The sequence below is a fragment of the Bacillus sp. FAU18 genome, from assembly GCF_056033885.1.
In genome coordinates, this window is sequence record NZ_JBVYHZ010000004.1 from 167,657 (window position 1) to 185,634 (window position 17,978).

Genomic DNA, 17,978 nt, shown 5'->3' on the forward strand with positions numbered 1-17,978 from the left:
TATCACATAGTGATTCTTTTTAACGGTTAAGTTAGAAAGGGCGCACGGTGGATGCCTTGGCACTAGGAGCCGATGAAGGACGGGACGAACACCGATATGCTTCGGGGAGCTGTAAGCAAGCTTTGATCCGGAGATTTCCGAATGGGGAAACCCACCACTCGTAATGGAGTGGTATCCATATCTGAATTCATAGGATATGAGAAGGCAGACCCGGGGAACTGAAACATCTAAGTACCCGGAGGAAGAGAAAGCAAATGCGATTCCCTGAGTAGCGGCGAGCGAAACGGGATTAGCCCAAACCAAGAGGCTTGCCTCTTGGGGTTGTAGGACACTCTGTACGGAGTTACAAAGGAACGAGGTAGATGAAGAGGTCTGGAAAGGCCCGCCATAGGAGGTAACAGCCCTGTAGTCAAAACTTCGTTCTCTCCTGAGTGGATCCTGAGTACGGCGGAACACGTGAAATTCCGTCGGAATCCGGGAGGACCATCTCCCAAGGCTAAATACTCCCTAGTGACCGATAGTGAACCAGTACCGTGAGGGAAAGGTGAAAAGCACCCCGGAAGGGGAGTGAAAGAGATCCTGAAACCGTGTGCCTACAAGTAGTCAGAGCCCGTTAACGGGTGATGGCGTGCCTTTTGTAGAATGAACCGGCGAGTTACGATCCCGTGCAAGGTTAAGCAGAAGATGCGGAGCCGCAGCGAAAGCGAGTCTGAATAGGGCGCATGAGTACGTGGTCGTAGACCCGAAACCAGGTGATCTACCCATGTCCAGGGTGAAGTTCAGGTAACACTGAATGGAGGCCCGAACCCACGCACGTTGAAAAGTGCGGGGATGAGGTGTGGGTAGGGGTGAAATGCCAATCGAACCTGGAGATAGCTGGTTCTCTCCGAAATAGCTTTAGGGCTAGCCTCAAGGTAAGAGTCTTGGAGGTAGAGCACTGATTGGACTAGGGGCCCCTACCGGGTTACCGAATTCAGTCAAACTCCGAATGCCAATGACTTATCCTTGGGAGTCAGACTGCGAGTGATAAGATCCGTAGTCGAAAGGGAAACAGCCCAGACCGCCAGCTAAGGTCCCAAAGTATACGTTAAGTGGAAAAGGATGTGGAGTTGCTTAGACAACCAGGATGTTGGCTTAGAAGCAGCCACCATTTAAAGAGTGCGTAATAGCTCACTGGTCGAGTGACTCTGCGCCGAAAATGTACCGGGGCTAAACGTATCACCGAAGCTGCGGACTGTTCTTCGAACAGTGGTAGGAGAGCGTTCTAAGGGCTGTGAAGCCAGACCGGAAGGACTGGTGGAGCGCTTAGAAGTGAGAATGCCGGTATGAGTAGCGAAAGAGGGGTGAGAATCCCCTCCACCGAATGCCTAAGGTTTCCTGAGGAAGGCTCGTCCGCTCAGGGTTAGTCGGGACCTAAGCCGAGGCCGAAAGGCGTAGGCGATGGACAACAGGTTGATATTCCTGTACCACCTCCTCACCATTTGAGCAATGGGGGGACGCAGGAGGATAGGGTAAGCGCGGTATTGGATATCCGCGTCCAAGCAGTTAGGCTGGGAAATAGGCAAATCCGTTTCCCATAAGGCTGAGCTGTGATGGCGAGCGAAATATAGTAGCGAAGTTCCTGATTCCACACTGCCAAGAAAAGCCTCTAGCGAGGTGAGAGGTGCCCGTACCGCAAACCGACACAGGTAGGCGAGGAGAGAATCCTAAGGTGATCGAGAGAACTCTCGTTAAGGAACTCGGCAAAATGACCCCGTAACTTCGGGAGAAGGGGTGCTCTGTTAGGGTGCAAGCCCGAGAGAGCCGCAGTGAATAGGCCCAGGCGACTGTTTAGCAAAAACACAGGTCTCTGCGAAGCCGTAAGGCGAAGTATAGGGGCTGACGCCTGCCCGGTGCTGGAAGGTTAAGAGGAGCGCTTAGCGTAAGCGAAGGTGCGAATTGAAGCCCCAGTAAACGGCGGCCGTAACTATAACGGTCCTAAGGTAGCGAAATTCCTTGTCGGGTAAGTTCCGACCCGCACGAAAGGCGCAACGATCTGGGCACTGTCTCAACGAGAGACTCGGTGAAATTATAGTACCTGTGAAGATGCAGGTTACCCGCGACAGGACGGAAAGACCCCGTGGAGCTTTACTGCAGCCTGATATTGAATGTTGGTACAGCTTGTACAGGATAGGTAGGAGCCTTGGAAACCGGAGCGCCAGCTTCGGTGGAGGCATCGGTGGGATACTACCCTGGCTGTATTGACCTTCTAACCCGCCGCCCTTATCGGGCGGGGAGACAGTGTCAGGTGGGCAGTTTGACTGGGGCGGTCGCCTCCTAAAAGGTAACGGAGGCGCCCAAAGGTTCCCTCAGAATGGTTGGAAATCATTCGCAGAGTGTAAAGGCACAAGGGAGCTTGACTGCGAGACCTACAAGTCGAGCAGGGACGAAAGTCGGGCTTAGTGATCCGGTGGTTCCGCATGGAAGGGCCATCGCTCAACGGATAAAAGCTACCCCGGGGATAACAGGCTTATCTCCCCCAAGAGTCCACATCGACGGGGAGGTTTGGCACCTCGATGTCGGCTCATCGCATCCTGGGGCTGTAGTCGGTCCCAAGGGTTGGGCTGTTCGCCCATTAAAGCGGTACGCGAGCTGGGTTCAGAACGTCGTGAGACAGTTCGGTCCCTATCCGTCGCGGGCGCAGGAAATTTGAGAGGAGCTGTCCTTAGTACGAGAGGACCGGGATGGACGCACCGCTGGTGTACCAGTTGTTCTGCCAAGGGCATCGCTGGGTAGCTATGTGCGGACGGGATAAGTGCTGAAAGCATCTAAGCATGAAGCCCCCCTCAAGATGAGATTTCCCATTCCGCAAGGAAGTAAGATCCCTGAAAGATGATCAGGTTGATAGGTCTGAGGTGGAAGTGTGGCGACACATGGAGCTGACAGATACTAATCGATCGAGGACTTAACCACATTTTGAATGATGTCACACCTGTTATCTAGTTTTGAGAGAACACTCTCAATTTGTTTGGTGGCGATAGCGAAGAGGTCACACCCGTTCCCATACCGAACACGGAAGTTAAGCTCTTCAGCGCCGATGGTAGTCGGGGGTTTCCCCCTGTGAGAGTAGGACGCCGCCAAGCAATTGCACGTTAGTGTAATTTTTTAAAAAAGTTGTTGACTTTGAAGAAGTGACGTTGTATACTAATAAAGTTGCTTTAACAAAGCGGACAAACAAAATGATCTTTGAAAACTAAACAAGACAAAACGTACCTGTTAATTCAGTTTTTAAAAATCGCACAGCGATGTGCGTAGTCAGTCAAACTACTTTATCGGAGAGTTTGATCCTGGCTCAGGACGAACGCTGGCGGCGTGCCTAATACATGCAAGTCGAGCGGACAGATGGGAGCTTGCTCCCTGATGTTAGCGGCGGACGGGTGAGTAACACGTGGGTAACCTGCCTGTAAGACTGGGATAACTCCGGGAAACCGGGGCTAATACCGGATGGTTGTTTGAACCGCATGGTTCAAACATAAAAGGTGGCTTCGGCTACCACTTACAGATGGACCCGCGGCGCATTAGCTAGTTGGTGAGGTAATGGCTCACCAAGGCAACGATGCGTAGCCGACCTGAGAGGGTGATCGGCCACACTGGGACTGAGACACGGCCCAGACTCCTACGGGAGGCAGCAGTAGGGAATCTTCCGCAATGGACGAAAGTCTGACGGAGCAACGCCGCGTGAGTGATGAAGGTTTTCGGATCGTAAAGCTCTGTTGTTAGGGAAGAACAAGTACCGTTCGAATAGGGCGGTACCTTGACGGTACCTAACCAGAAAGCCACGGCTAACTACGTGCCAGCAGCCGCGGTAATACGTAGGTGGCAAGCGTTGTCCGGAATTATTGGGCGTAAAGGGCTCGCAGGCGGTTTCTTAAGTCTGATGTGAAAGCCCCCGGCTCAACCGGGGAGGGTCATTGGAAACTGGGGAACTTGAGTGCAGAAGAGGAGAGTGGAATTCCACGTGTAGCGGTGAAATGCGTAGAGATGTGGAGGAACACCAGTGGCGAAGGCGACTCTCTGGTCTGTAACTGACGCTGAGGAGCGAAAGCGTGGGGAGCGAACAGGATTAGATACCCTGGTAGTCCACGCCGTAAACGATGAGTGCTAAGTGTTAGGGGGTTTCCGCCCCTTAGTGCTGCAGCTAACGCATTAAGCACTCCGCCTGGGGAGTACGGTCGCAAGACTGAAACTCAAAGGAATTGACGGGGGCCCGCACAAGCGGTGGAGCATGTGGTTTAATTCGAAGCAACGCGAAGAACCTTACCAGGTCTTGACATCCTCTGACAATCCTAGAGATAGGACGTCCCCTTCGGGGGCAGAGTGACAGGTGGTGCATGGTTGTCGTCAGCTCGTGTCGTGAGATGTTGGGTTAAGTCCCGCAACGAGCGCAACCCTTGATCTTAGTTGCCAGCATTCAGTTGGGCACTCTAAGGTGACTGCCGGTGACAAACCGGAGGAAGGTGGGGATGACGTCAAATCATCATGCCCCTTATGACCTGGGCTACACACGTGCTACAATGGACAGAACAAAGGGCAGCGAAACCGCGAGGTTAAGCCAATCCCATAAATCTGTTCTCAGTTCGGATCGCAGTCTGCAACTCGACTGCGTGAAGCTGGAATCGCTAGTAATCGCGGATCAGCATGCCGCGGTGAATACGTTCCCGGGCCTTGTACACACCGCCCGTCACACCACGAGAGTTTGTAACACCCGAAGTCGGTGAGGTAACCTTTTAGGAGCCAGCCGCCGAAGGTGGGACAGATGATTGGGGTGAAGTCGTAACAAGGTAGCCGTATCGGAAGGTGCGGCTGGATCACCTCCTTTCTAAGGATATTATACGGAATATAAGACCTTGGGTCTTATAAACAGAACGTTCCCTGTCTTGTTTAGTTTTGAAGGATCATTCCTTCGAAACGTGTTCTTTGAAAACTAGATAACAGTAGACATCACATTCAATTAGTAACACAAGATATCACATAGTGATTCTTTTTAACGGTTAAGTTAGAAAGGGCGCACGGTGGATGCCTTGGCACTAGGAGCCGATGAAGGACGGGACGAACACCGATATGCTTCGGGGAGCTGTAAGCAAGCTTTGATCCGGAGATTTCCGAATGGGGAAACCCACCACTCGTAATGGAGTGGTATCCATATCTGAATTCATAGGATATGAGAAGGCAGACCCGGGGAACTGAAACATCTAAGTACCCGGAGGAAGAGAAAGCAAATGCGATTCCCTGAGTAGCGGCGAGCGAAACGGGATCAGCCCAAACCAAGAGGCTTGCCTCTTGGGGTTGTAGGACACTCTGTACGGAGTTACAAAAGAACGAGGTAGATGAAGAGGTCTGGAAAGGCCCGCCATAGGAGGTAACAGCCCTGTAGTCAAAACTTCGTTCTCTCCTGAGTGGATCCTGAGTACGGCGGAACACGTGAAATTCCGTCGGAATCCGGGAGGACCATCTCCCAAGGCTAAATACTCCCTAGTGACCGATAGTGAACCAGTACCGTGAGGGAAAGGTGAAAAGCACCCCGGAAGGGGAGTGAAAGAGATCCTGAAACCGTGTGCCTACAAGTAGTCAGAGCCCGTTAACGGGTGATGGCGTGCCTTTTGTAGAATGAACCGGCGAGTTACGATCCCGTGCAAGGTTAAGCAGAAGATGCGGAGCCGCAGCGAAAGCGAGTCTGAATAGGGCGCATGAGTACGTGGTCGTAGACCCGAAACCAGGTGATCTACCCATGTCCAGGGTGAAGTTCAGGTAACACTGAATGGAGGCCCGAACCCACGCACGTTGAAAAGTGCGGGGATGAGGTGTGGGTAGGGGTGAAATGCCAATCGAACCTGGAGATAGCTGGTTCTCTCCGAAATAGCTTTAGGGCTAGCCTCAAGGTAAGAGTCTTGGAGGTAGAGCACTGATTGGACTAGGGGCCCCTACCGGGTTACCGAATTCAGTCAAACTCCGAATGCCAATGACTTATCCTTGGGAGTCAGACTGCGAGTGATAAGATCCGTAGTCGAAAGGGAAACAGCCCAGACCGCCAGCTAAGGTCCCAAAGTATACGTTAAGTGGAAAAGGATGTGGAGTTGCTTAGACAACCAGGATGTTGGCTTAGAAGCAGCCACCATTTAAAGAGTGCGTAATAGCTCACTGGTCGAGTGACTCTGCGCCGAAAATGTACCGGGGCTAAACGTATCACCGAAGCTGCGGACTGTTCTTCGAACAGTGGTAGGAGAGCGTTCTAAGGGCTGTGAAGCCAGACCGGAAGGACTGGTGGAGCGCTTAGAAGTGAGAATGCCGGTATGAGTAGCGAAAGAGGGGTGAGAATCCCCTCCACCGAATGCCTAAGGTTTCCTGAGGAAGGCTCGTCCGCTCAGGGTTAGTCGGGACCTAAGCCGAGGCCGAAAGGCGTAGGCGATGGACAACAGGTTGATATTCCTGTACCACCTCCTCACCATTTGAGCAATGGGGGGACGCAGGAGGATAGGGTAAGCGCGGTATTGGATATCCGCGTCCAAGCAGTTAGGCTGGGAAATAGGCAAATCCGTTTCCCATAAGGCTGAGCTGTGATGGCGAGCGAAATATAGTAGCGAAGTTCCTGATTCCACACTGCCAAGAAAAGCCTCTAGCGAGGTGAGAGGTGCCCGTACCGCAAACCGACACAGGTAGGCGAGGAGAGAATCCTAAGGTGATCGAGAGAACTCTCGTTAAGGAACTCGGCAAAATGACCCCGTAACTTCGGGAGAAGGGGTGCTCTGTTAGGGTGCAAGCCCGAGAGAGCCGCAGTGAATAGGCCCAGGCGACTGTTTAGCAAAAACACAGGTCTCTGCGAAGCCGTAAGGCGAAGTATAGGGGCTGACGCCTGCCCGGTGCTGGAAGGTTAAGAGGAGCGCTTAGCGTAAGCGAAGGTGCGAATTGAAGCCCCAGTAAACGGCGGCCGTAACTATAACGGTCCTAAGGTAGCGAAATTCCTTGTCGGGTAAGTTCCGACCCGCACGAAAGGCGCAACGATCTGGGCACTGTCTCAACGAGAGACTCGGTGAAATTATAGTACCTGTGAAGATGCAGGTTACCCGCGACAGGACGGAAAGACCCCGTGGAGCTTTACTGCAGCCTGATATTGAATGTTGGTACAGCTTGTACAGGATAGGTAGGAGCCTTGGAAACCGGAGCGCCAGCTTCGGTGGAGGCATCGGTGGGATACTACCCTGGCTGTATTGACCTTCTAACCCGCCGCCCTTATCGGGCGGGGAGACAGTGTCAGGTGGGCAGTTTGACTGGGGCGGTCGCCTCCTAAAAGGTAACGGAGGCGCCCAAAGGTTCCCTCAGAATGGTTGGAAATCATTCGCAGAGTGTAAAGGCACAAGGGAGCTTGACTGCGAGACCTACAAGTCGAGCAGGGACGAAAGTCGGGCTTAGTGATCCGGTGGTTCCGCATGGAAGGGCCATCGCTCAACGGATAAAAGCTACCCCGGGGATAACAGGCTTATCTCCCCCAAGAGTCCACATCGACGGGGAGGTTTGGCACCTCGATGTCGGCTCATCGCATCCTGGGGCTGTAGTCGGTCCCAAGGGTTGGGCTGTTCGCCCATTAAAGCGGTACGCGAGCTGGGTTCAGAACGTCGTGAGACAGTTCGGTCCCTATCCGTCGCGGGCGCAGGAAATTTGAGAGGAGCTGTCCTTAGTACGAGAGGACCGGGATGGACGCACCGCTGGTGTACCAGTTGTTCTGCCAAGGGCATCGCTGGGTAGCTATGTGCGGACGGGATAAGTGCTGAAAGCATCTAAGCATGAAGCCCCCCTCAAGATGAGATTTCCCATTCCGTAAGGAAGTAAGATCCCTGAAAGATGATCAGGTTGATAGGTCTGAGGTGGAAGTGTGGCGACACATGGAGCTGACAGATACTAATCGATCGAGGACTTAACCATATTTTTGAATGATGTCACACCTGTTATCTAGTTTTGAGAGAACACTCTCAATTTGTTTGGTGGCGATAGCGAAGAGGTCACACCCGTTCCCATACCGAACACGGAAGTTAAGCTCTTCAGCGCCGATGGTAGTCGGGGGTTTCCCCCTGTGAGAGTAGGACGCCGCCAAGCAAGCTTAAACTCAGCTCATTGAGCTGGGTTTTTTATTTTATATCTGTTGAGAGTCATAAATAATCAAAATGCAGGTTGTACGGGAGACTCATCCAGACTCCATCCGACTGCGATTGGCAGGATAGAGCCGCCAATCCATTGGCAACGAGTAGCATGCCTGTCGTTTGTTCGGAAACCGGCTCGGGTTGCCAAATGAGAGAAAAGATATTACTGTCATTAAAACGATTCTTGGTTTCATCCGGATATGATAAAATGTCTCAGACTATATTTGAGCCATTTTTTTCTTCAGCATTCATCTTGCGTAATTGATAAAAATTTATTATGATACTCTTTGTATGACAACTCCTTGCCTCAATACAATATACTCAACGTTTCCCCTTTTTCCCCGGTCGTTTTTCTTTTCATTTTCTCCCGTAAAATAAAAAAAGCTCCCAATACAAAAGATATGGTGCGGATTTATTTTTTACTAAAAAGGAGTCGTTATATTTGAATAATAGTTTTACATTAAAACAGCAATGGTTCGGGAATATCCGAAAAGACATTCTTGCTGGCATTTTAGTTGCGTTAGCGTTAATACCTGAAGCGATTGGCTTTTCTATTATAGCGGGTGTGGATCCGATGGTCGGTCTTTATGCGTCATTTTGTATAGCCATTATTATTTCTTTTTTTGGCGGCAGACCTGGCATGATTTCAGCTGCGACAGGCTCAATGGCAGTCGTTATGGTGTCGCTGGTTGCTGATCATGGGCTTCAGTATTTATTTGCGGCTACGATTTTGACAGGTATTATTCAGGTGATTTTAGGTATCAGTAAAATTGCAAGATTAATGAAATTCATCCCGCGTTCTGTGATGATCGGTTTTGTGAATGCGCTGGCGATCCTTATCTTCTCTGCGCAGCTTCCCCAGTTTGAAGGTGCTTCTTGGAGTATGTATGCGATGCTTGCCGGGTCGTTGGTTATTATTTATGTGCTGCCAAGGTTTACGACTGCTGTTCCGTCTCCGCTTGTGGCGATTATTGTGATGACAATTATTGCGGTCACTTTCCATGTGGATGTGCGGACGGTTGGTGATATGGGCAATATTTCTAGTTCATTGCCTCATTTCTTAATCCCTGATGTTCCGTTTACCTTTGAAACACTGCAAATTATTTTTCCTTATTCAATTGCTTTAGCGTTTGTCGGGTTGCTTGAATCTTTGCTGACAGCACAGATTATTGATGAAATGACGGATACGGACAGTGATAAAAATAAAGAGAGCCGCGGACAGGGAATTGCGAATATCGTGACTGGATTCTTTGGCGGAATGGCAGGATGCGCTATGATCGGACAATCTGTCATTAATACAAAAGCGGGTGGTCGCGGACGTTTGTCAGCATTTGTTGCCGGTGCTTTTCTGATGTTTTTAATTGCGGTGTTAAGTCATGTCGTGGTGAAAATCCCAATGGCGGCGTTAGTGGCTGTAATGGTTATGGTGTCTGTCGGCACATTTGATTGGTCTTCCTTAAAAGGTCTCAAAAAAGCGCCGCTCACGGACTCGATTGTCATGGTTGTGACTGTGGTTACGGTTGTTGTGACGGATGACTTATCTAAAGGTGTATTTGTCGGTGTTCTTTTAAGTGCCGTGTTCTTTGTGGCAAAAATCTCGAAGCTGAAAATCGTTTCTCATGCAGAGGATCAAAAGCTTAGAACGTATCAAGTGAAGGGGCAAATCTTTTTTGCGTCAGTGACGGATCTTGCAAATGCGTTTATATATCAAGAGGATATTGAGCGGGTTGTGATTGACTTAACTGAAGCTCACGTATGGGACGATTCTGGTGCGGCCGCACTTGATAAGATTGTTGCGAAGTTTAAGGAACAAGGCATTGAAGCTGAGTTAAAAGGTTTGAATAAAGCGAGTAAATCTCTAATGAAACAGATGGCATAAAATAGAGAAGCCCAGATTAATGAGATCTGGGCTTTTTTATATAACATACACTTAAGCAGCATTGATATAATAGAGAGAAGAGAAATTTTAAATAGGGGACTTGCATATGATGCTTCAGAAGCTGAACCGTGTATTGGGGAGGGTTATGCCGCTGTTGACGCCGACTAGTGTGGTGTTGGGCGTGCTGCTGTCTCAGTTTTTACATGGGTATGAATGGGCTGTGCCTTGGATCTTTGCTTTTATTACGTTTGCAGGCAGTTTGAGCGCGAACTTTCAATCTTTGAGACATGCATTGTCTCACCCTCTCCCTATGATTCTTGCACTATTCGTTCTTCATATTTTTATGCCGCTTTTTGCTTGGGGCAGCGGCCATCTTATTTTTAAAGGTGATCCTTTGACGATTACCGGTTTAACATTGGCTGTTGTGATTCCTACGGGGATTACAAGCTTGATTTGGGCAGCGATGTACAAAGGGAATGTCGGTTTGACACTTTCGATTATTCTAGTTGATACTGTGCTGTCACCGCTAATCGTACCGCTGAGTCTTTCATTGCTGGCCGGCGCTCAGGTTCATATGGATGTGTGGGGAATGATGAAAGGTCTGATTATAATGGTCGTGATTCCTTCTTTTCTGGGCATGCTGTTTAATCAGATGTCATCTCCAGAAAGAACTGCGTCTGTGAGCAGTGCGCTGTCGCCTTTTTCAAAGCTTTGCTTGATGGCAGTGATTGCGATTAACAGTTCAGCGATTGCTCCTTATTTCAAATCCATTGATTTGAGATTTGCAGGAATAGCTGTAACGGTATTCTTTATCGCGTTAACAGGCTATGCCGCTGCTTGGCTGATCGGAAAAATGATGAAAAGGCGGCAAGAGGAAATAGTCTCTCTTATATTTACGGGAGGCATGAGGAATATTAGTGCCGGCGCAGTTCTTGCCGTTACGTTCTTCCCGTCTCAGGTTGCCGTTCCTGTTGTGATCGGCATGCTGTTTCAGCAGATATTGGCTGCTTTGTTTGGCTATATGCTGAATCGTTTTGAATTAAAACCAATGTTGCAGAAAGCATAAAAAAACCGCTCATAGGGTTGAGCGGTTTTTTCCGTATAGCCATTCGAGCGCGTTGATGAACTGTTTGCAGAAATACTTGCGGTGGTGCACCGCTCCTTTTTCAATTGAAAGACACAACTGGTCTTCAGTGAAGCCTTTTTCTTTTAGACTTTGATGAACTTGCTTTGTTTTTTTCAGCATATGTCGCTGAATGGATTGTTTTTCACGGCCTTCTTCACTCCCGACAGACATGAAAACACGTGCAGTGACGGGCTTTAAAAAAGATATATGAATGGTTTCCGCTGCTTTCTCGTACCAGTATGAACCTGATATAGAGCCTATTTTCCCGAACATTGACGGATATTTTAATAAGGCGAACATTGAGATGAGGCCGCCTAATGAGGCACCGATCATTCCTCTTGACTGCGGTTCCCTGGTGACGTTCCAGTTTTCTTCGATTAGCGGAATGAACTGGTTCGTTATATCAGACAGATAGTGATATCCCATTCCGCCGAAGTCCGTGAACCGATCACTGAGTGATGCAGCCGGCCATGGGGTGTATTCATCAAGCCGGTTTTCGGGTTCGATACCAATTAGCAGGAGTTCAGGGAGCCTTTGCTGTTGAAACATGCTTTCTAAAAATTCAATTTCGTCGTGAAACAAAGAATTGCCATCCTGCACATAAACAGCAGGAAATCCCCCGCTGTCTGTGCTGTAGGAAGGAGGGAGGTACAGCGTGAACCTCCTGTTGCCGGCTTTGTGTTCTGAAAGAGATCCTTTCAAGCATTCTCCCCCTTTTTTTGCTTGAAAAGCAAATATAAGAAATAAGGAACTCCGAGGATCGCCAAAATGATGCCTGCGGGCACTTCTGCGGGCTGAAAAAATAGTTTTCCGGCAAAGTCTGCGCTTATCACAAGAAGCATCCCGATTAAACCGCTCAGTGGCAGGATATAGCGATGTTCGACGCCAGCCAGTCTCCGTGAGATATGGGGAGCAATTAAGCCGACAAACGCCATGCTTCCCGCTACGGAGACACAGGCGCTGATGATTGCTACACAGGCTACGAGCAGGATGGTTTTTTCTTTATTTGATGAAATGCCGAGGCTTCTGACTGTGTCTTCATCAAAACGAATGGTGTCGAGCAGGCGGGATTTGCCGATAAGAATCGGTATAAACAGCAGCATCCATGGGAGTACGGCTGTGATATACGTCCAGTTGGCAGACCAGATGCTTCCGTTTTTCCACACCATGGCCATTTGATAGTCTTGCGGGTCCATTTTTAAAGATAAAAACAAAGACAGGGCGCTGAATCCTGAATTGATCGCAATCCCTACCAGAATAATTCTTCCTGAATCTAAATTGCCTCTGTGCCATGCAAATATGTAAATCAGGATTGCCGCGATGAGCCCGCCTATCAATCCAAAGAGCGGCATTCCCATCGCTGCCGCTATGGATGTCACTTCCTTCTGGCCTTGGAATAAGAGCATAAACGCTACAATGCCGGCTCCTGCCCCTGCGTTGATTCCGAGAATTCCAGGATCAGCAAGCCCGTTTCTCGTGATGGCCTGGATAACAGCGCCTGCAATGCCAAGACCGAGTCCAATAATAGCAGCCATGACAACCCGCGGCAGTCTTAAATCGAACAGCAAAATTTCATACTGCGGATTCGGGTCGATTTGAAAAAGAGTGGAGAGCAGCTCAGCAGGACGAACAGAAAATGATCCGCTCGTTAAGCTGAAATAGCTGACAACAAGAATCAAAGCGATGAACAATGCATATTTTTTAGCCATTTTGCTCCCCTCCTTTTCGTTTAATTAAATAAAGGAAGAAAGGTACGCCGATAATGGATGTTACGACCTCAATCGGTGTTTCAAACGGATAGTTGATAAATCTGCTTGCGAGATCACACAGGGTTAAAAAGATTCCGCCCAAAATACAGGAGCACGGAATCAGCCTGCTGTAATCAGAGCCGACGAGAAATCTCGTGATATGCGGAACAACCAACCCGACAAACGCAATTTTTCCGGCCAGCGCTACGGCACTGCCGGTTAGAATGATGACGGAAAGCATCGCCATGATTTTAATGGTTTTTTTCTTTTGCCCCAGGCTTTTAGAAATGTCGTCCCCTAATGATACAGCGGTTACCTTTTTGCTGAGAGAAATGGCCATTATGATGCCAATCAGGAAAAACGGAGCGGCAAGCTTCAGGAAATCTGGACTCATTTGATGAAGTCTGGCACTGTACCAGAAACTGAGATCCTGAGAAATTTGAAAATAAATCGACATGGCCGCTGATAAGCTGCTGAGCAGCATGCTTGTGACTGTGCCGATGATGGCGAGTTGCACGGGGGTAAATCCGTTTGGCATCATGGCGGCAAGGCCGAATACTAACACAGCTCCTAACGCTGAGCCGATAAAAGAGTATATCATCATTTCAATCGAAGATGATTGCGGGAGCAGAACCATGCAAAGCGTAATGATAAACGCTGAACCATCTGAAACACCCATAATGGATGGCGAAGCTAAATAATTGCGCGTAATGCCCTGCATAAGCGCTCCAGAAACAGCAAGGGCTGCCCCTATGAGCAGAGCGCCGGCAGCCCTTGGAATCCGGGAATGCCATATAATTTGATGGTCTGTGTTTCCCGGATCGAAATGAATAAGAGATGTAAAAACAATATCTGTGCTAAGATGCTTTGCCCCATAAAGGATTGAAAGCAAAAGTGACAGCGCTATAGCGAATGGAGAAGTAATCAATATGATACGTGTCCACTGTTTTGAATACATACAAAAACCTACTCTGAATTAGTTTTGTGTCAATTTTTCAGCAGCCGCTTTCAGGAAACGGACTTTGCTCCAAGCTGTGCCGCCTTGTGCGAGAGGGTCCACTGAGTTGACATACACATGGTCTTCTTTGACTGCTTTAAGGCTTTTCCAGATTGGATTTTTCTCTAAATCTTTTAAGGCATCAGGTTTGTCTGCATTTTCATCATCAGAAAATTGAACGAAAATATGGTCCGGGTTCATTTCACTTAATTTTTCTAATGAAATCAGCTCTTGCGCTTTTGCAGCTTTTACTTCGTTCGGCGCCTTAAGGCCTAAATCACCGTATAGTGTGGAGTTGAAATACACCTGTTCAGGGTAAATGTAAATGTTGCCTTGTCTGATTCTGATGACAAGCGCTTTTGAATCTTTCGCTTTATCGTTGATTTTTGTTTTTGTTTCTTTTAGATCCTGTTCATAGTCTGCAATAATTTTCTTTGCTTTTTTCTCTTTTCCAGTCAGCTGGGCAAGCAGCATCATGTTTTCCTTCCAGTTTGAAGAGATATGAGAAACTGGGATCGTCGTGCCTGCTGTGCTGATTTTTTGAAGCGTTTTTTCCGGAAACTTTGTTGAAGCAAGGATAACATCTGGCTTCATTTCAAGAATCTTTTCAATATTTGGCTCCATTTTTTCTCCGGTTGGTTTGGCTTTATCAGTGATGTCTTTGAACATATCAGGGAATTTGCCGGAGAATGAAATTGCGCCTTGCGGATGAACGTCAAGCAATTTCGCGTCTTCCATTGATTCAACGCTTCCCGTAATGGCGATTTTGTCTGTCGGTACAGTTACTTCATATGTTTTATCAAGGTATTCAATTTTCTTCTTCTCAGATGCTGTACCGCTTGCCTTGCTGGCAGTTGATTCATTTTTGCTGCCGCAAGCTGCCGCCGTCAGCGCGAGAAGCAAGATTAATAAGGTAAGAGATATCTTTTTCATCTATAGAGCCTCCTGTTCAATTGATAACTATTATCAATTGGAATTATAGAGAATGAACAGATATAACACCATGGACAAATTCCTGATTTATCATGGACAATCTCCGGATAATAAAGAAACAGTTTGCTGAACGATTCGTTCGTGCCCGCAAGCTGAGTATTCATTCCACGGGTCAAGGGATAGAAGATAAACACGGTTATTCCGTACCGCGCTTAGGTTTTGCCATGCTTCTGTCTGCTGTAATTGCTGGTAGTAAGCTATGGTCTCCGGCTCTTTAAAAAGAAAAAGCATCATACAGTCAGCTTGGTAATTTGCGATATTTTCTAACGAAATCGCTTGTTCTGAAGGTGTGTCAGCCGTTGTTGCCGAGCTGAATCCTAAATCCCCAAAGAAAACTTCGCGGACACTTCGGTTATGTGCCAGATAGAAGTTTTGCTTATGCAGCCTCAAAAAGAGAAAACGCAGCCCTTGAACGTGCTGAAGTGTTTTTTTGGCGGCTGTTGTCTGCTGGTCATAATCCGCTAGCCACTTTTCTGCTTCGGACTCCTCCTTTAAAAATGAGGCAGTTTGCAGAAAGTGGGTTCTCCAGCTTTCTTCTGAAGGAAGGTACATGACTTCTGCGATGCGATTCAGGCGATCTTGTTCTTCTGGAGAAATAGAATCCATGCTGACAATCACATCTGGTTCTGCCTGTGATAACGTGTACAGGTTTTCTTCCCACTTTTCATTAAACCGGTATGCACTGAGCTGGACAGGTATATCTGTCGAATAATGCTGATAGTAGTAAGACGTCCATTTCGGATGCAGAGCGGCCGCAAAAGGTATGTGGTGAAGAGGGATGAGATGGCCCATTGTGCCCCTTCCGTATGCGGCGATTTTCTTTCGGCGTTTTTTCATATAGCTTGTAGGTGAACAGCCTGTATGTTTTTTAAAGATTCTGCTGAAATAAAATTCATCTTGATAACCGGTTTGGTGTGCGATTTCTTTCAATTTGCAGTTTGATTTTGCCATGAGCCGTTTTGCCTTTGTGATTCGTGTTTTCGTAATAAATTCTGTTACGCTCTGTCCTGTCCATTTTTTAAAGCTTTCACTGTAGTGTTTGGCACTGATTCCTGCCATTTGCGACAGCTGGGCAAGCGTGATTTTTGTATCGGCATGGGTTTCGATATAGTGTTTTGTTTTTTCGATTGCTGAATGTGTATCCGTTTGATCAGATAAACTGGCAGTAAAAAGGTCATAAATCAGGCTTTGTACTTCAATCACACATTTTAGCTGAGAAAGCTGAGACGATTCATTCCATAGTGCGGCAAGCTCTTGAAGCCGGACTGCAAGATTCTCGATATGTGAAACATTCATAAGCTTCAGGTTGGCTAATTCCGATTCTGTGCACGGTGTGAAAATATCTTGTCCGGTTTCCTTGATATAGCTTTGAAGCCTGATCAGACAGGCATCTATATGTCCATCGGCTGTTGGCGTGAAGCCAAAGGTCTCGTTAGGCGGACAAACATAAAGTGTCTTATTTTGCAGAGGATTGGTGTTTGTTCCGATCGAAATATAGCCGTTTCCTTTTAAATGAAAAATCAGCACGAATGAATCGGCTAATTGCTGTTCTGAGAAGAGATCACTTGTCTTTTTTAGATATTCAATTTGTACCGGTTGATAAATCACTGCATTTTGCACGAGTAGACCACCTTTTCAGAAACGTTCAATTGATAATCATTTTCAATAAAAATTGTACCAAATAAATGAAAGTTTTCCTATATAAAGCGAGTGGGTTTTTAGCATGAAAAAACCCTTACTCGTGTGTAAAAGTAAGGGTCTTTCGTTCGATAAGAATATGTTACACGTGTAACATACGATGCTTACGTTTTAATAAATGAGATATTTTTTTCTTGTTTTGCTGAATTGTTGGAGTGTTTTTTCATAGCTGTCTATGATGTTTTCAATCGAAGTTCCATTTTCAATTTTTGTCCTGATCCAGCCGTTGCCTGCCAGTTTATCAAATGAACCTGTTGACAGGAACTCAAAATCCTCAGGATAGAGATCGTGTATGGTTTTAATGACTGAAAGACCTGTTTTAACGGCTTCAAACTTATCTCTGTCTGTCACATAGAGCTGCACACCGTGGCAAAGTGTTCCTTGATGTTTAGAAAACGTGGGTGTGAAGGATGCTGCCCTAAATGTAACGCCCGGCAAATGGAGGCTGTTTAATGTTTCTTCAAGTTCTGTGCTTTTGATAAAGGGAGCTCCGATCAATTCGAATGGCTTTGTTGTCCCTCGCCCTTCGGATATATTTGTTCCTTCAATCAGCCCGGTTGCAGGATAAACAAATGTGCTTTCCACCGTCGGCATGTTAGGCGAAGGGAGGACGAAAGGCAATCGGGTATCGTCAAAATCCATTTTTCGTTTCCAGTGTTTCATTTTTACCACTGTAAGATCGGCATCAATATCAAATTCTTTGTTGAACAGTAAAGCCAATTCGCCTATCGTCATCCCATGCTTCAATGGAATGGGATACAATCCGACAAATGAGGCGTATTCAGGTTCTAAGATTGGCCCTTCAATATGATTCCCGCCTTGAGGATTCGGACGGTCCAGCACCATAAATGGAATGCCGTTTTCTTTAGCGGCTTCCATTGCGTATGCCATTGTATAAATGTACGTGTAGAAACGGGTCCCGACATCCTGAATGTCAAACATTAGAATATCGACATTTTTTAGCATTTCTGGAGTCGGTTTTTTCGTTTTTCCGTAGAGGCTGTATACGGGAACCCCAGTTTTTTCGTCAATGTAAGAGCCTACTTCGTCTCCAGCCTGGGCGTCACCGCGGACGCCGTGTTCAGGGCCGAATAAAGCTGTCAGTTTGATATCTGGGTTCTCGTAAAGAATATCGACACTGCTTTTCAGAGATGCGTTTACTCCGGTTGGATTGGTGATCAGTCCGATACGTTTTCCCTTGAGCTGTTTTTTATAGTCTGGCAAGAGCGTGTCTATACCAGTTTGGACTTTAGGCTTTTTAGCCGTTTGATTCTTTGGATCGGGTGAAGAAGAGGCAGCGGTTATCGTTCCGAACATCATGAGCCCTGTCAGAAAAGCGAATATTGTTTTTCTCATGTGTCCCTCC

At 47.6% G+C, this 17,978-nt stretch carries 8 protein-coding genes and 5 rRNA genes; 7 read left to right on the forward strand and 6 right to left on the reverse strand.

What is annotated here, in order from left to right:
* Positions 1 to 24: 24 nt before the first annotated feature.
* The 7 genes from AC0OMU_RS11990 to AC0OMU_RS12020 all read left to right on the forward strand — a co-directional run bounded on the left by AC0OMU_RS11990 (position 25) and on the right by AC0OMU_RS12020 (position 11,116).
* A 23S ribosomal RNA gene (locus AC0OMU_RS11990) occupies positions 25 to 2,952 on the forward strand.
* Between the two features lie 54 nt (positions 2,953 to 3,006).
* Positions 3,007 to 3,122: ribosomal RNA gene (gene rrf / locus AC0OMU_RS11995) — 5S ribosomal RNA — on the forward strand.
* 186 nt (positions 3,123 to 3,308) lie between these two features.
* Positions 3,309 to 4,858: ribosomal RNA gene (locus AC0OMU_RS12000) — 16S ribosomal RNA — on the forward strand.
* Between the two features lie 170 nt (positions 4,859 to 5,028).
* Positions 5,029 to 7,956 (forward strand): 23S ribosomal RNA (locus AC0OMU_RS12005).
* Between the two features lie 55 nt (positions 7,957 to 8,011).
* Positions 8,012 to 8,127 (forward strand): 5S ribosomal RNA (gene rrf, locus AC0OMU_RS12010).
* The 16S, 23S and 5S rRNA genes sit together here, the layout of an rRNA operon.
* 486 nt (positions 8,128 to 8,613) lie before the next feature.
* Complete coding sequence (locus tag AC0OMU_RS12015) at positions 8,614 to 10,050, forward strand: SulP family inorganic anion transporter (protein WP_046340197.1); 1,437 nt, start codon at positions 8,614 to 8,616, stop codon at positions 10,048 to 10,050.
* 145 nt (positions 10,051 to 10,195) lie between these two features.
* Complete coding sequence (locus AC0OMU_RS12020) at positions 10,196 to 11,116, forward strand: bile acid:sodium symporter family protein (protein ID WP_080030707.1); 921 nt, start codon at positions 10,196 to 10,198, stop codon at positions 11,114 to 11,116.
* A 9-nt stretch (positions 11,117 to 11,125) separates the two neighbouring features.
* On the opposite strand, the gene AC0OMU_RS12025 is transcribed toward AC0OMU_RS12020, so the two are convergent.
* From AC0OMU_RS12025 to AC0OMU_RS12050, 6 genes are all read right to left on the reverse strand, one after another.
* Positions 11,126 to 11,878, reverse strand: coding sequence for an alpha/beta hydrolase (locus AC0OMU_RS12025; RefSeq protein ID WP_474241198.1), 753 nt, complete (start codon positions 11,876 to 11,878; stop codon positions 11,126 to 11,128).
* Positions 11,875 to 12,885: an iron ABC transporter permease FeuC gene (gene feuC, locus AC0OMU_RS12030; protein WP_003234980.1), complete on the reverse strand. Its 1,011-nt coding sequence runs from the start codon at positions 12,883 to 12,885 to the stop codon at positions 11,875 to 11,877. Before feuC ends, AC0OMU_RS12025 begins: the two co-directional genes overlap by 4 nt.
* Positions 12,878 to 13,882, reverse strand: coding sequence for a FecCD family ABC transporter permease (locus tag AC0OMU_RS12035; protein WP_003234979.1), 1,005 nt, complete (start codon positions 13,880 to 13,882; stop codon positions 12,878 to 12,880). The genes feuC and AC0OMU_RS12035 overlap by 8 nt, the downstream gene beginning before the upstream one ends.
* Before the next feature lie 18 nt (positions 13,883 to 13,900).
* Positions 13,901 to 14,854: an iron ABC transporter substrate-binding protein FeuA gene (gene feuA, locus AC0OMU_RS12040; RefSeq protein ID WP_014478641.1), complete on the reverse strand. Its 954-nt coding sequence runs from the start codon at positions 14,852 to 14,854 to the stop codon at positions 13,901 to 13,903.
* Positions 14,855 to 14,944: 90 nt separating this feature from the next.
* Positions 14,945 to 16,534, reverse strand: coding sequence for a bacillibactin transport transcriptional regulator Btr (btr, locus tag AC0OMU_RS12045; protein ID WP_474241199.1), 1,590 nt, complete (start codon positions 16,532 to 16,534; stop codon positions 14,945 to 14,947).
* 189 nt (positions 16,535 to 16,723) lie between these two features.
* Entirely contained in the window at positions 16,724 to 17,968 is a 1,245-nt protein-coding gene (locus AC0OMU_RS12050; RefSeq protein WP_047181989.1) for an exo-beta-N-acetylmuramidase NamZ family protein, read from the reverse strand.
* Between the last annotated feature and the right edge of the window lie 10 nt (positions 17,969 to 17,978).

Bases quoted from the DNA above. Each gene is read 5' to 3' on its own strand.
- AC0OMU_RS12020 (WP_080030707.1), top strand. From the start codon at position 10,196: ATGCCGCTGTTGACGCCGACTAGTGTGGTGTTGGGCGTGCTGCTGTCT.
- AC0OMU_RS12050 (WP_047181989.1), bottom strand. From the start codon at position 17,968: ATGAGAAAAACAATATTCGCTTTTCTGACAGGGCTCATGATGTTCGGA.
- feuA (WP_014478641.1), bottom strand. From the start codon at position 14,854: ATGAAAAAGATATCTCTTACCTTATTAATCTTGCTTCTCGCGCTGACG.
- feuC (WP_003234980.1), bottom strand. From the start codon at position 12,885: ATGGCTAAAAAATATGCATTGTTCATCGCTTTGATTCTTGTTGTCAGC.
- AC0OMU_RS12035 (WP_003234979.1), bottom strand. From the start codon at position 13,882: ATGTATTCAAAACAGTGGACACGTATCATATTGATTACTTCTCCATTC.